Origin of the sequence: Streptomyces roseolus (genome assembly GCF_014649855.1) — a bacterium.
GTDB lineage: Bacteria > Actinomycetota > Actinomycetes > Streptomycetales > Streptomycetaceae > Streptomyces > Streptomyces roseolus.
The window spans coordinates 98,290-112,571 of sequence record NZ_BMTV01000002.1; the positions used below are offsets into that span (position 1 = coordinate 98,290).

Here is a 14,282-nt window from a genome sequence, read left to right on the forward strand (position 1 = left end):
GACCGGAGTGGCCCCGAACGGCAGGCGCCTGCCGTCAGCGGGGTGCCGGGACCCAGTGCAGGCGGCCGTCCTGGCCCAGGGCGGCCACCCCGCCCGGGCCCGCCGCCGGAGCGCCCGCGAGCGGGAAGCCGGAGAGGCGCCAGGCGCCGCCGTCCGTCAGCGGGGCCACGGCCAGGCGGCCGGTCCTGGAGCGGGCGGCGACCAGGCCGTCCGCCGCGCTCACCGGGCCGAAGCCGGCGACACCGCCGGACGGCGGGGCGACCGGGGCGAGCCGGGCGGTGCCCTCGAAGTCGGCGGCCCGCGGCGCGCCGGTGCCCGGCTCGCGGGACCAGAGCCGGACGCCGCCGCCCGCCGGCGAGGGGCCCGCGCTCAGCGCGAGCGTGGTCGCCGGCAGGCCGGTCGGCCGGGGCCCGGCGATCCGGCCGCCGCCGGGTGCGCCCGTCCACATCAGGACCGAGGTCCGGGTGCCCGCGAAGACGTACGGGCGTCCGGCGGCGTCCGTCGCCGCCACCGGGTCGCCGTGCAGTCCGGTCCCGCCGAGGGGGCGCCACGGGCCCCAGCCGCCGCCGGGCGTCCGCTCCCGTCCGGCGAGCCGGTGGTCGCCGTCGCGCAGGAAGAGCGAGACGCGCCCCGAGCCGTCCACGGTCACCGCGGGCGCGCTGATGTCCGGCGTCCGGTCGGCCTCGTCCCGCTTCCCGGGCGTGCCGAGCGGCCGCCAGGCCCCGAACCGCCCGCCGGGCTCGGTCTGTTCGACGGTGACGACCTCGCGCCGGTAGCCGGCCGGGCCCGCGAACGTGGTCCGGGTGGCGAAGACCGCGATCCGCCCGTCCGGCAGCCGTACGGTGTCGACGCCGCCGTCGAGCCCGCCGCCGGGCAGCAGCTCCGGGCCCTTCCAGGCGTCGCCGCCCGGCGCCCGGCGCCAGGTCGCGAGCCGCCCGTCCTGGACGCCGAAGGCGCGCAGCCCGCCGTCCGCGTCCGCCTGGAGCCACCCGGTCGAGGCGCCCCGCGCGTGCCGCACGGTGCCCGTCCAGCCGCGGCCCTGCGGCCGGTCCGCCATCTTCAGGTCGCCGCACCCCGCCGGGCTGCCGCAGTGGTCGGTCCCGTCCAGCCAGGCGTACGTCCGCAGGCTGCGCAGCTTCTCCTCGGCGGTGCGGCCGTCGAGGGCCTGCGGCAGCTCGGTGTTCGGGTAGCCCAGGTAGCTCTGCACGCCGACCCGCGGATGCCCGGGCCGCTGCGCGTACCGGGCCAGTGCCGCCTGCGCGAACCGCGCCCCGTAGGCGTGGTCCTGGTGGTCCCGCAGCCGTCCCGTCGCCGCGTCCGTGCCGGGCGTCGGGTCCAGGGTGCGGACGTAGGTGGGCCGGAAGCGGTCCAGCAGCCCCGTCAGGGTGGCCACGACCTGCTCCTTCGAGTACGCGAAGTCGTCGGTGACCGGCGTCCCCGAGGAGCGCAGCGAGCCGAGCGCGGGGATCCGGCCGTGCCACAGGCCGCGCAGGCTGTGCGGACGGTCGCCGTACGGCGAACCGGCCTCGCGGAGCTGGAGCCAGACCAGCCGCACCCCGGGCCGGGCCCGCAGGGTGTCCAGCTCGGCCGCGCCCCCGCCGGCCGTGCGGATCGCCGTCCGGTCCCAGGGGCTGGTGCGGTCGCCGGTGACGAGCTCGGCGTACGCGGCGCGGATGCCGTTCTGCCGGGCCTCGGCGTACGCGGGTTTGTCCGGCGCCGTCGCGGCGGCACGCGCGGCGCGGGCGTTGACGCCGTTCGCCTCGCCCGCCGTCAGGTACACGGTGGTCAGCGGGATCCGGTCGGCGAGCGACTGCGCGGTGTCCGGGTTCATGAAGTACAGGTCGTCGTCCGGGTGCGACACGAACTGCACCACGGAGACCGGCGCGGCCCCCGCCGCCCCGGGTGCCGCCGATGCCGGCGACGCCGGCCCGCCGGCCGCCGGTTCCTCCTGCGCCGCCGTCGCCGTGAGCACGCCCGCGAGGGTGCCCCCGGCCAGCAGGGTCGCCATCCCGGCGACCACGGCGGACCGCCGGTGACGGAAGGGGCGTATGAGGCGGGTGAGACGGCGAACGGACATGGGCGCGGGTGGGCTCTCTGCTGGGGCGGGGGGCCGCTGCTGACGGCACGGCCGGGGCGGCACTGGGCCGAACGGCTTACACGGGTGTACAGGGCGGGACCCGCCCCGGGGTTCCCCAGAACCCCTGATGTGCCCCACATCACGTGTGATCCTCACCGGCCCCGGGAGGACCGGTCCGGTGACGACCGCCCCGGCCGGACCGCCTCGGACGGTCGTCCCGGACGGTCGCCCCGGCCGGCCGCCTCAGGCGGTCGCCTCCGCCGGGGCCGCGTCCCGGAGGCCCCGTCGGACCAGGGGGCGGCGGCGGGAGGGCAGGCCGCCCGTCGGGTGGGCGACGCCCCAGGCGGCGCCCTTGCAGATGAGCTCCTTGTAGAGGACGGCGGCGCGGCCGGTGAGGGCCTTCTCCTTGGCCCGGTCGTCAGCGGTGACGAACTGGATCAGACCGTCCTCGCGGCCGAGCGAGACGCACTGCTGGAAGTAGCGGAGGGAGACGGCGGGCACCTCGACGCCGGTGAGCCGGGCGGCGAGGGCGTCGGCCGCCTGCCAGGCCATCGGGACGCCCGAGGCACAGGACATGCGCAGCGGCTTGCCTCCCGGGCCGAGGGCGAGGGCCGCGTCGCCGACCGCGTAGACGTCGGGGTGGGAGACCGAGCGCATGGTGGAGTCGACCCTGATCCGGCCGTCCTCGGCGAGCTCCAGGCCGGTGGCCTCGGCGATCGGGTGGACGGCGAAGCCGGTGGTCCAGACGGTGACGTCGGCGGGGAGGGCGGTGCCGTCGGCGGTGGTCACCCGGTCCGCGGCCACGGCGGCGATCGCCGTGTGCTCGTGGACGGTGATGCCGAGCCGCCGGGCGACCTTCCACAGGTGGCCGCGGCCCTTCTCGGAGAGCCAGTCGCCGAGCGCGCCGCGGGCGACCAGGGCCACGTCGAGATCGGGGCGGGACTCGGCGATCTCGGTCGCGGCCTCCAGGCCGGTCAGGCCGCCGCCGACCACCACCACGGGCCGGCCGGCCTCCAGGGCGGCGAGCCGCTCGCGGAGCCGGAGGGCGCCGGGGCGGGAGGCCAGCTCGTGGGCGTGGTCGGCGACCCCGGGGACCCCGCCGTGGTTCCAGCCGCTGCCCAGGGCGTAGACGAGGCTGTCGTAGCCGAGCTCCTCCCGTCCGGCGGCGCCGTCCACCCGGACCGTCCTGCGGTCGACGTCGACGGCGGCGACCCTGCCGAGCCTCAGCTCGACGCCGGTGCCGGCGAACAGTTCCGCGAAGGGGCGGGGGGTGAGGTCCTGGCCGGCCGCGAGCTGGTGCAGCCGGACCCGCTCGACGAAGTCGGGCTCGGCGTTGACGAGGGTGAGGGTGACGTCCTCGCGGCGCAGCCGGCGGGCGAGGCGGCCGGCGGTGACGGCGCCGGTGTAGCCGGCTCCGAGGACGACGATGCGGTGCTGCATGACCGTGCTCCTGTCTGCGCGGGGTCCGCGCCGTTTCTCCGGCGTGGTTCGCACCTTGAACCGGACGGCCCCGCGTTTCCTGACAGGATCGGAAGGTGACCTGCGTCACGCGCCTGGGGAGGGGTGTCAGAAGGCGAAGAGCGGGGCCTCCTCGTGCCCCTCGGCGGCCCACCGCCGGGTGGCCCGGGCCAGCTTGTCCGGGTTGACCTGGCTGCGGACGGCGACGATGCCGTCCGGGGTGACCTCCAGGCAGGTGACGCCGATGACCCGGCCGTCGACGACGGCGACGATCGCGGGCTCGCCGTTGGCGGTGGAGGCGTAGAAGGAGGGCGAGCCGCCGACCAGGGCCCGCTTGGCGTCGCTCGGCTTGAAGAGGCCGCGCAGGAAGGCGGCGACCGCGCGGGCGCCCTCGAAGGCGCTCGCCCGGGCGGGCACCTTGCCGCCGCCGTCGCCCAGGGCGGCGGCGTCCTGGGTGAGCAGCCGGACGAGGGGTTCGGTACGGCCGCTGGTGGCGGCCGCCAGGAACTCCTCGACGATCCTGCGGGCGGCGGCCTCGTCGATCTCGGTGCGGACCCGGCCGTCCGCGAGGTGCTTCTTGGCGCGGTGGAAGAGCTGCTGGGCGGCGGCCTCGCCGATGTCGAGGATCTCCGCGATCTCCCGGTGCGCGTAGCCGAAGGCCTCCCGCAGCACGTACACGGCCCGCTCGTTCGGGGTCAGCCGCTCCAGGAGGACGAGGACGGCGTACGAGACGGATTCGCGCTGCTCGGCGGTGTCGGCGGGGCCGAGCATCGGGTCGCCGGCGAGCAGCGGCTCGGGGAGCCACTGGCCGACGTAGGTCTCGCGGCGGGCGCGGGCGGAGGTGAGCTGGTTGAGGCAGTAGTTGGTGAGGACCTTGGTGAGCCAGGCCTCGGGCACCTCGATGCGCCCGGTGTCGGCGGCCTGCCAGCGCAGATAGGTCTCCTGCACCGCGTCCTCGGCCTCGCCCGACGAGCCGAGCATCCGGTAGGCGATGGCCTCCAGGCGGGGGCGCGCCCTCTCGAACCGGTCCACGTCACTCATGAGCAGGGCCATGCCGGGATCGTAACGGCCGGACGGGCCCCGCGGCACGGCGGTCCCGGCCCAACGGTCAGGAGCCGTAGAAGAGTTCGTCGACGACGGCGCGGGCGCGGCGGGTGGTGCGACGGTAGTCGTCGACCAGCTCGCCGACGTGACCGGGGGCGTACCCCAGGTAGCGGCCCACGGCGGCCAGTTCGCGCGGCTCGCCCGGGAAGGTGTCGCCGGGGCGGCCGCGGACGAGCATGACCGCGTTGCGCACCCGGGTGGCGAGCACCCAGGCCTCGTCGAGGGTCTGCGCCTCCTCGGTGGGGATCAGCCCGGCGTCGTGGGCGGCCGAGAGCGCGACCCGGGTGCGGGTGGTGCGCAGCCCCGGCACGGCCCAGCCGTGCCGCATCTGGAGGAGCTGGACGGTCCACTCGACGTCGCTGAGGCCGCCGCGGCCCAGTTTGGCGTGGAGGGTGGGGTCGGCGCCGCGCGGCAGCCGTTCGGACTCCATGCGGGCCTTGAGCCGGCGGATCTCGCGGACGGCGTCCTCGCCGAGGCCGTCGGCGGGGAAGCGGAGGGGGTCGATCAGCTCGATGAAGCGCCGGCCGAGGTCGGCGTCGCCGGCCATCGGCGCGGCGCGGAGCAGCGCCTGCGCCTCCCAGACGAGCGACCAGCGGCGGTAGTACGCCTCGTAGGAGGCGAGGGTGCGGACCATGGGGCCGCTCCTGCCCTCCGGGCGCAGATCGGCGTCGATCAGCAACGGCGGGTCCGTGGTGGGAAGTTGGAGCAGCCGCCGCATCTCGGTGACGACCCGGTTGGCGGCCCTGGCGGCCTCCTGCTCGTCGACGCCCTCGCGCGGCTCGTGGACGAAGAGGACGTCGGCGTCGGAGCCGTACCCCAGCTCGTGGCCGCCGAAGCGGCCCATGCCGATGACCGCGAAACGGGTGGGGAGTTGGTCGCCCCACTCGGCGCGGACGGCGGCGCGCAGGGCACCGGCGAGGGTGGCGGCGTTGAGGTCGGTGACGGCCTCGCCGACCCGGTCGACGAGGGCGCCCGGGTCGGAGGTGCGGGGGCTGTCCTCGGTGCCGTACGAGTCGATGAGGTCGGCGGCGGCGGTGCGGAACAGCTCGCGGCGGCGCACCCCGCGGGCGGCGGCGACGGCCTGCTCGGCGTCGTCCGCGCGGTTCACGGCGGCCAGGACCTCCTGCTCCAGGTGGGCCCGGCCGCGCGGTGCGAGGCCCTCGGGGTCGCCGAGTATGGCGACCGCCTCGGGGGCGCGCAGCAGCAGGTCGGGGGCGAGGCGGCCGGCGGACAGGACCCGGGCGAGGTTCTCCGCGGCGGCGCCCTCGTCGCGCAGCAGCCGCAGGTACCAGGGGGTCTTGCCGAGGGCGTCGGAGACCTTCCGGAAGCCCAGCAGACCGGCGTCCGGGTCGGCCGAGTCCGCGAACCAGCCGAGCAGCACCGGCAGCAGCGTCCGCTGGATGGCCGCCTTGCGGCTGACGCCGGAGGCCAGCGCCTCCAGGTGCCGCAGGGCGGCGACCGGGTCCGCGTACCCGAGGGCTTCGAGGCGCTGGCCCGCCGCCTCGGGACTGAGCCGGATCTCGCCGGGGGCGAGCTGGGCGACGGCGTCGAGCAGCGGCCGGTAGAAGAGCTTCTCGTGGAGGCGGCGGACGACGGAGGCGTGCCGCTTCCACTCCTTGTTCAGCGCGGCGACCGGGTCGGTGCGCAGGCCGAGCGAGCGGCCGAGGCGGCGCAGGTCCTCCTCGCCCTCCGGGACGAGGTGGGTGCGGCGCAGCCGGTACAGCTGGATGCGGTGCTCCATCGCCCGCAGGAAGCGGTACGCCTCGTCCAGCTGGGCCGCGTCGGCGCGGCCCACGTAGCCGCCGGCGGCGAGGGCGGCGAGCGCGTCGAGGGTGGAGCCGCCGCGCAGGGTGGCGTCGCTGCGGCCGTGCACCAGCTGGAGCAGCTGGACGGCGAACTCGACGTCCCGCAGGCCGCCGGGGCCGAGCTTCAGCTCGCGGTCGATCCGGTCGACCGGGATGTTCTCGACGACGCGGCGGCGCATGGCCTGCACGTCGGTGACGAAGTTCTCCCGCTCGGCGGCCTGCCAGACCATCGGGGAGAGGGCGTCGACGTACGCGCTCCCCAGCTCCGCGTCGCCGGCCACCGGGCGCGCCTTGAGCAGGGCCTGGAACTCCCAGGTCTTGGCCCAGCGCTGGTAGTAGGCGACGTGGGAGGAGAGGGTGCGCACCAGCGGGCCGTTGCGGCCCTCGGGGCGGAGGTTGGCGTCGACCGGCCAGATGGCGCCCTCGACGGTGGTCTCGGAGCAGATCCGCATGAGGTGGGAGGCGAGCCGGGTGGCGGCCTGGAGCGCCTTGGCCTCGTCCGCGCCCTCCACCGGCTCCCCGACGAAGATCACGTCGACGTCGGAGACGTAGTTCAGCTCGTGGCCGCCGCACTTGCCCATGGCGATCACCGCGAGCCGGCACCGGGCCGCGTCGGCGGGTTCGGCCGCCCGGGCGAGGGCGAGCGCGGCCCGCAGGGTGGCGGTGGCCAGGTCGGCCAGCTCGGCGGCGGTCTGGGCGACGTCGGTGGTGCCGCAGACGTCCCGGGCCGCTATCCCGAGGAGGCAGCGGCGGTAGGCGACCCGCAGGGCGACCGGATCCACCGCCCCGGCGAGCCCCCGCTCGAACTCGGTGACCCCCGGGTGCAGGTCGGCCGCCTCGTAGGTGACCAGGGTCTCCCAGTCCCCGGGGTGCCGGGCCAGGTGGTCGGCGAGCGCCTCGGACGCGCCGAGCACCCCGAGGAGCCGGTCCCGGAAGGGCTTGGCGGAGAGCAGCGTGGTGGTGAGGGTCTGCCGCTCGGTCTCGGGCTGCGCCTCGACCAGCCGGACGAGCCCGCGCAGCGCGAGGTCGGGGTCGGCGGTGGCGCCCAGCGCGTCGAGGAGGACCGGGTCCCCGCGGAGCGCGGCGAGCTCGGGCAGGTCGAGCAGCCGCTCGGCCCCGGACGGATCGGTGAACCCGTGCCGCAGCAGCCGTGAGAACGTACTGCTCCTGCGCCCCGGCACCGTCATCTCCGCCGCTCCCTCCGATCCGCGCACCCGACGGATCGAGCGTCTCCGATCAGCTTAGCGATCCCCCGCGGACCGGCGGGTCCGGCACGGGCGGCGACCCCTTGGGCAGGGAGGCGTGGGCGCGGGGCGGGGAGGCGGGAACCCCGCCCGTCTTCACAGCCGGTCGCCGGTGCCGGCCGGTTCCGGGCGAGAACCAGCGGGGCCGACGGGACGGCGGCGAGCGTCGGCCGGGGAACACGGGGACGGCCTCCGCCGACGAGCGAGGGCACGGACCCCCGCGCGCTCACGAGCCTCCCTCCCGGGGACCCGCGCGCCGTATGTGCAGATGGCCGTCGAGGGGGAAGGCGGGGGGAGCCGCGGGCAGGACCCGGTCGAACGCGTAACCGGTCTTCTGCGCGACGCGGCACGACGCCGGATTGTCCTCCTGGTGGAGGAGCTCAAGACGTCCGAGCCCTTCCGCGCCGAAGGCGGCGAAGGCCCAGTCGGTGAGGGCCCCGAGGGCCCGCGGGGCCACGCTCCGCCCTCGCGCGTGAGCCGCCGTCCAGTAGCCCACCTCGGCAGAGGGCCTGCCGGACGCGACCTCCTTGAGGACCACGTTTCCCGCCAACCGGCCGTGCGGGGCTTCGGGCCGCACCTCCAGGACGGCGAACCCGAACCGGTTCCCCGCTTCCCAGCCCTGCTGCTGGGCCCGTACCCACCGCGCCCCGTCGGCCTCGTCCCTCACCGGCGCGCCCGCCCAGTGGCGCAGGGCGGGGTCGTGGAACGCCTCGACCAGTGCGGCTACGTCCTCCGCGCGCCAGGGCCGCAGGACGAGGGCGGGGGCGGAGGGCGTGGGGCCCGCGTGGAGCGTGGTGGTGGAGTTCACGGGCTGATCGTATGCAAGGGCGTTCCCCGGCGGCAGGGAACGTGCCCCGCCGCCGGGGAACGGCCGGGGCCCCCGCCGTGGAGAACGGCGGGGGCCCCGGCCCGGCTCACGAGCGGCGGCGGGTCATCTGCCGGAGCCGACCCGCTCCTCCCGGTCCGCGGCCTCCGGCGCGTCCGTGCCCGCGGTCGTCCCCCGCGCCGGCGTGGACGCCGCCGGTGCCGTGGCCGTCAGGGGCTCCACCTGCTTCGAGAGGCGGTGCGGCCAGGTGCCGTACCAGAAGTAGGCGACGAGGAAGCCGAAGGCGAGGCAGATCCAGCCGCCGACCGCGTCCAGCCAGAAGTGGTTGGCGGTCGCGACGATCACGACCAGGGTCACCGCCGGGTAGAGCAGGCCCAGGATGCGGGCCCAGGGCGCCTTCGCCAGGAAGAAGATCGTCAGGCCGCACCACGTCGACCAGCCGATGTGCATCGACGGCATCGCCGCGTACTGGTTCGACATGTGCTTGAGGTCGCCCGAGGCCATCGAGCCCCAGGTGTGGTGCACCAGGACCGTGTCGACGAAGTCCTTGCTCTCCATCAGCCGCGGCGGCGCCAGCGGATACAGGTAGTAGCCGACCAGGGCCACGGCGGTGGTGGCGAAGAGGACGGTCCGGAACGCGGCGTAACGGCCCGGCTGCCATCGGTACAGCCACACGAGCACACCGATGGTGACGATGAAGTGCAGCGTCGCGTAGTAGTAGTTCATCCCCACGATGACCCACGTCACCGAGTTCACGGCGTGGTTGACGGCGTGCTCGAAGGCGAGGCCGAGGGACTCCTCGGTCCGCCAGATCCAGTCCGCGTTCCTCAGCGCCTCGGCCTTCTGCTCCGGCACCGCGTTGCGGATCAGCGAGTACACCCAGTAGCTGAGACCGATCAGCAGCAGTTCGAACCAGATCCGGGGACGCCGGGGCGTGCGCGCACGCAGCCACGCCCACCGCCCGTCGGCCACGATGGGTGACGACGGGGTCGTCCGGTCGTCCAAACTCTTCACGGTCGTTTCACCCATGGGCAGAGAGTTTGCCAGATCCACGCCCCCCGACCGATCATCCCCCAGTCGGGTGTACGCCGCACCCTCTCCCCCTCAGGGACTAGGGCGCCGGAGGGGCCGAGGCCGTCGAGCCGCGGACGACCAGCTCCGGCATGAAGACGAACTCCGAGTGCGGGGCCGGGGTGCCGCCGACCTCCTCCAGGAGGGCGCGGACCGCCGCCTGCCCCATCGCCTGCACCGGCTGCCGGATGGTGGTGAGCGGCGGATCGGTGAAGGCTATGAGGGGCGAGTCGTCGAAGCCGACGACGGAGACGTCCCGCGGCACCTGCAGCCCCTGCTGGCGGGCGGCGCGGATGGCGCCGAGCGCCATCATGTCGGAGGCGCAGACCACCGCCGTGCACCCCTTGGCGATGAGCGCCGCCGTGGCCGCCTGGCCGCCTTCGAGGGTGTACAGGGAGTGCTGGATCAGTTCCTCGGACTCCTCCGGGGTGAGGCCGAGGCGGTCCCGCATCCCCTTCTGGAAGCCCTCTATCTTGCGGAGCACCGGCACGAAGCGCTTCGGTCCGACGGCGAGCCCGATCCGGGTGTGGCCGAGGGCGGCGAGGTGGGTGACCGCCAGCTGCATCGCGGCGCGGTCGTCGGGGGAGACGAAGGGCGCCTGCACCTTGGGGGAGAAGCCGTTGATGAGGACGTAGGGCACGCCCTTGCCGCGCAGCTGGTCGTAGCGGGAGGTGTCCGCGGTGGTGTCCGCGTGCAGTCCGGAGACGAAGATGATGCCGGCGACGCCCCGCTCCACCAGCATGTCGGTGAGCTCGTCCTCGGTGGACCCGCCGGGGGTCTGGGTGGCGAGCACCGGGGTGTAGCCCTGGCGGGTCAGGGCCTGCCCGATGACCTGCGCGAGGGCCGGGAAGATGGGGTTGTCCAGTTCGGGGGTGATCAGCCCGACGAGGCCGGCGCTGCGCTGGCGCAGCCGTACCGGTCGCTCGTAGCCGAGCACGTCGAGCGCGGCAAGGACGGATTCGCGGGTGGCGGTGGCCACACCGGGCTTGCCGTTGAGCACGCGGCTGACTGTGGCTTCACTGACCCCCGCCTGGGCTGCGATGTCGGCAAGCCGCGCGGTCATGAGAGTGGACTGTACCGGTCACAGCGCGTATTGCCCACCAGTGGGGGCGTGACCGCCGGGAGCGAGGCGGCCCGCAAGGTCTTGCAGTTCTTGCGGTGCGCCACGGGGGGCGGCGGAGGCGGAACGGACCGTTCCGAAGTCGGCGGAAGGTTCCACCGGGCGGAACATATCGGACGAAGGGGCGGAAGGGGCGCCTCCGCGCCACTGTCAAGCGGCCCTACGGCAACCTTCGGGACACGTCGATGTAACGATCCCCGGTCCTTGCAGAAATTTCACGCAAGGTCTTTCGGCGTCTTTTCATCCCTGTTACGTTCCTGGCAACCCGGAGCGCCGCGAGGGAGCGGTCGCAATGAGGAAGGTTCCAGCCCCTCGTCTCCCCGGGATCATGTTGAAGGAGTTCACATGCGGCGTGGCATAGCGGCCACCGCGCTGGTCGCGGCCCTGGGCGTCACCCTGGCGGCGTGCGGCGGGAGCGACAGCGGTTCCAACGGCGGCTCGAAGGGCTCGGGCGAGCTCTCCGGCACCGTGACGTGGTGGGACACCTCCACGGTCGGCTCCGAGGACAAGGTCTTCAAGAAGCTGGCCGAGGACTTCACCAAGAAGCACCCGAAGGTCACCGTCAAGTACGTGAACGTGCCCTTCGGCGAGGCCCAGAACAAGTTCAAGAACGCCGCGCAGTCCGGCTCCGGGGCCCCCGACGTGATCCGCTCCGAGGTCGCCTGGACCCCCGAGTTCGCCGACCTCGGCTACCTCGCCCCGCTGGACGGCACCGCCGCGCTGAAGGACCAGGACGACTTCCTGGAGCAGGCCGCCGCCTCCACCAAGTACAACGGCAAGACCTACGCCGTGCCGCAGGTCATCGACTCCATGGGCATCTTCTACAACAAGAAGATCTTCAAGGAGGCCGGCGTCGCGGTCCCGAAGACCATCGCCGAGCTGAAGACCGTCTCCGCCGCGATCAAGGAGAAGACCGGCAAGACCGGCCTGTACCTCCGCGGCGACGACCCGTACTGGTTCCTCTCCTTCCTGTACGGCGAGGGCGGCGACATGGTCGACGCCGCCGACAAGAAGGTCACCTTCGACGACCCGGCGGGCGTCAGCGCCTTCAAGACCGTCAAGGACCTCGTCGACTCCAAGGCCGCGATCACCGACGCGACCAACGGCTGGGACAACATGCAGGCCGCCTTCAAGGACGGCAAGGTCGCCATGATGATCAACGGCCCGTGGGCCGTCGCCGACACCTACGCGGGCAAGGAGTTCGCCGACAAGGCGAACCTCGGCATCGCCCCCGTCCCGGCGGGCTCCGCCGGCCAGGGCGCCCCGCAGGGCGGCCACAACCTCGCCGTCTACGCCGGCTCCAAGAACCTCGACGCCTCCTACGCCTTCGCCGAGTACATGACCTCGGCCGAGAGCCAGGCCAAGGTCGCCCAGGAGCTCAGCCTCCTCCCGACCCGCCAGTCCTCCTACCTGCAGAAGGAGGTGGCCAAGAACGAGATGATCGCGTTCTTCAAGCCGGTCGTCGAGAAGGCCGTCGAGCGCCCGTGGATCCCCGAGGGCGGCAGCCTCTTCGAGCCGGTCAAGGTCGAGTACACCAAGGTCCTCACCGGCCAGACCACCCCGGAAGCCGGCGCCAAGGCCGTCGGTGACGCCTACCGCAAGCTCCTGAAGGACTGGAAGTAAGAAGGAAGGGCAGGCCGGCTGATGGCTGTGGACACTCCCAGCCAGTCGGTGGCGAAGGCCGCGGGCGAGCACGTCGCCCGCGGCCGGAGCCGCGGAACTGGTAACCCGCGACGGGCGGCGAAGCGCTCCTTCGCCACCCACTGGTACGCCTGGGCGATGGTAGCCCCGGTGGTGATCGTGATCGGCGTGATCATCGGCTATCCGCTGGTCCGCGGCATCTACCTGTCGTTCACCGACGCCAACGAGCGCAACGTCGCGCGGACGATCGGCGTCAACGAGATCCCGGCCACCTACGAGTTCATCGGCCTGGACAACTACACCGACGCGATCACGGGCAGCCAGTTCCTCGGCACCCTCGGCTGGACGGTCGTCTGGACCGTGTCCTGTGTGGCGATCACCTTCGCCCTCGGCCTGGCCCTCGCCAACATCCTCAACCGGAAGATCGCCGGCCGCTCCGTCTACCGGATGATGATCATCCTGCCCTGGGCGGTCCCCGGCTTCGTCTCGGTCTTCGCCTGGCGCTTCCTCTACGACGAGCGCCGCGGCCTGCTCAACCAGATCCTCTCCGGAGCCGGCCTCGACGCCGTCCCGTGGCTGAACGACCCGCTGATGGCCAAGTTCGCCGTCATCGCCGTCAACGTCTGGCTCGGCGTCCCCTTCATGATGGTGGCCCTCCTCGGCGGCCTCCAGTCCATCCCCGGCGAGCTCTACGAGGCCGCCGAGATGGACGGCGCCAACGCCTGGCAGCGCTTCCGGAACATCACCCTGCCGGGCCTGCGCTCCGTCTCCACCACGGTCCTGCTGCTCTCCACCATCTGGACCTTCAACATGTTCCCGGTGATCTTCCTGCTCACCCGGGGCGGACCCGGCGAGGCCACCCAGATCCTCGTCACCCAGGCGTACAAGTTCTCCTTCGAGATCAGCCCGCGCGACTTCGCCCAGTCGTCCACGTGGGGCGTCCTCATCCTGGTGCTCCTGATGATCTTCGCCGCGATCTACCAGCGCGTCCTCCGCAAGCAGGGAGAAGTCTGGTGACCACCACGACCCCCACGGCCCGGCACGCCGCGGCCCCGACCATGAACGCCCCGCTCCGCGGCCGCCGTTCGCCGCTCGCCTCGGTGGCGCTGCACGTCACCCTGATCGTCGCCTCCGTGGTCGCCGTCTTCCCGGTGCTGTGGGTCCTGCTGACCTCGCTCAAGCCCGCGAAGTACGCCACCACCACGGACTTCTTCAAGGAGACGACGTTCGAGAACTACACGAACCTGCTGAGGGACACCCCGTTCCTCACCTGGTTCGGGAACTCGCTCCTCGTCGCCGGACTCACCACGGTCGTCGGCGTCTTCATCTCCGCCACCACCGGCTACGCCGTCAGCCGCTTCCGGTTCCCCGGCAAGCGCGGCCTCATGTGGACCCTGCTCATCACGCAGATGTTCCCGGTCGCCGTCCTCATCGTGCCGATCTACAACATCATGGCGTCGCTGGGGCTGCTCAACCAGTCGGCCGGCCTGGTCATCACCTACCTGACCATCGCCGTCCCCTTCTGCGCCTGGATGATGAAGGGCTTCTTCGACGGCATCCCGCGCGAGATCGACGAGTCGGGGTACGTCGACGGGCTCACCCCCTTCGGCACCTTCTGGCGGCTGATCCTGCCGCTCGCCAAGCCGGGCATCGCGGTGACCGCCTTCTACTCCTTCATCACCGCCTGGGGCGAGGTCGCCTACGCCTCCGCCTTCATGGTCGGCGACGAGAACCTGACGCTCGCCGGCGGCCTGCAGAAGTTCGTCAACCAGTACGGGGCCCAGTGGGGTCCGATGACGGCGGCCTCCGTCCTCATCGCCATCCCCGCGGCCCTGGTGTTCCTCTTCGCCCAGCGCCACCTCGTCACCGGCATGTCCGCCGGTGCCGTCAAGGGCTGACGCCCCTGAACGCCGATCCCGTACGCCCCTCCTTACCT

General features: G+C 73.6%; 10 protein-coding genes. 3 read left to right on the plus strand and 7 right to left on the minus strand.

The window, feature by feature from the left end:
- Positions 1 to 34 precede the first annotated feature (34 nt).
- The 7 genes from IE245_RS02560 to IE245_RS02590 form a co-directional block, all read right to left on the minus strand.
- Positions 35 to 2,077 (minus strand): PIG-L family deacetylase, encoded by a 2,043-nt coding sequence (locus IE245_RS02560; RefSeq protein ID WP_189945011.1) that lies wholly within the window; start codon positions 2,075 to 2,077, stop codon positions 35 to 37.
- Between the two features lie 243 nt (positions 2,078 to 2,320).
- On the minus strand, positions 2,321 to 3,517 hold the full coding sequence (locus IE245_RS02565) for an NAD(P)/FAD-dependent oxidoreductase (RefSeq protein ID WP_189945013.1): 1,197 nt from the start codon (positions 3,515 to 3,517) through the stop codon (positions 2,321 to 2,323).
- A 126-nt stretch (positions 3,518 to 3,643) separates the two neighbouring features.
- The gene (gene sigJ, locus IE245_RS02570; protein ID WP_189945015.1) at positions 3,644 to 4,588 is read right to left on the minus strand and encodes an RNA polymerase sigma factor SigJ; all 945 of its coding nucleotides are present in this window, start codon (positions 4,586 to 4,588) and stop codon (positions 3,644 to 3,646) included.
- 55 nt (positions 4,589 to 4,643) lie between these two features.
- On the minus strand, positions 4,644 to 7,631 hold the full coding sequence (locus IE245_RS02575) for a bifunctional [glutamine synthetase] adenylyltransferase/[glutamine synthetase]-adenylyl-L-tyrosine phosphorylase (RefSeq protein WP_189945017.1): 2,988 nt from the start codon (positions 7,629 to 7,631) through the stop codon (positions 4,644 to 4,646).
- A 283-nt stretch (positions 7,632 to 7,914) separates the two neighbouring features.
- The gene (locus IE245_RS02580; RefSeq protein WP_189945019.1) at positions 7,915 to 8,496 is read right to left on the minus strand and encodes a GNAT family N-acetyltransferase; all 582 of its coding nucleotides are present in this window, start codon (positions 8,494 to 8,496) and stop codon (positions 7,915 to 7,917) included.
- Positions 8,497 to 8,619: 123 nt separating this feature from the next.
- The gene (locus tag IE245_RS02585; RefSeq protein ID WP_189945022.1) at positions 8,620 to 9,543 is read right to left on the minus strand and encodes a phosphatase PAP2 family protein; all 924 of its coding nucleotides are present in this window, start codon (positions 9,541 to 9,543) and stop codon (positions 8,620 to 8,622) included.
- 82 nt (positions 9,544 to 9,625) lie between these two features.
- A complete protein-coding gene (locus tag IE245_RS02590) occupies positions 9,626 to 10,648 on the minus strand; it encodes a LacI family DNA-binding transcriptional regulator (protein WP_189945024.1) in 1,023 nt (340 codons plus the stop codon).
- A gap of 402 nt (positions 10,649 to 11,050) precedes the next feature.
- On the opposite strand from IE245_RS02590, the gene IE245_RS02595 reads away from it, so the two are divergent.
- The 3 genes from IE245_RS02595 to IE245_RS02605 are packed head-to-tail and all read left to right on the plus strand — an operon-like array spanning position 11,051 to position 14,244.
- A complete protein-coding gene (locus IE245_RS02595) occupies positions 11,051 to 12,328 on the plus strand; it encodes an extracellular solute-binding protein (RefSeq protein ID WP_189945025.1) in 1,278 nt (425 codons plus the stop codon).
- Positions 12,329 to 12,349: 21 nt separating this feature from the next.
- Entirely contained in the window at positions 12,350 to 13,363 is a 1,014-nt protein-coding gene (locus IE245_RS02600) for a carbohydrate ABC transporter permease (RefSeq protein WP_189945027.1), read from the plus strand.
- A complete protein-coding gene (locus IE245_RS02605) occupies positions 13,360 to 14,244 on the plus strand; it encodes a sugar ABC transporter permease (protein WP_373305251.1) in 885 nt (294 codons plus the stop codon). The genes IE245_RS02600 and IE245_RS02605 overlap by 4 nt, the downstream gene beginning before the upstream one ends.
- Positions 14,245 to 14,282: the final 38 nt, after the last annotated feature.